The 278-nt window shown below is 74.8% G+C and carries 1 protein-coding gene; it reads left to right on the forward strand.

Going from position 1 to position 278, the window contains the following annotated elements; genetic code table 11:
- Window positions 1-278 (forward strand): CbtA family protein (locus tag ACLBX8_RS32235; RefSeq protein WP_447716479.1); only part of this gene is annotated, 278 nt, incomplete at both ends.

A 278-nucleotide genomic window follows, 5' to 3' on the forward strand; every position in this document is an offset into this window, starting at 1 on the left:
TGATGACCGCCGCGGCGACCGGGATGGGGCTCTACCTGATCACCATCCGCCGCGCGCTGATCACGATCCTCGGGGGGCTCGTCCTGGTCATCGCGCCGCACGTCGTCGGTGCCCCGCAGGCGCCCGAGGCCGCGTCCGAACTTCCGGCCGCGCTCGCCGCGCAATCCGCCGCGCGGTCGCTCGCGACCAGCTTCGTGTTCTGGATCCTGATCGGGCTGGGGCTCGGCTGGGCGTGGCAGGCCTTCGCCCGCGGCGCGGATCGGGGAGCGGCCCGTGCC

The sequence above is a fragment of the Methylobacterium sp. D48H genome (assembly GCF_053345715.1).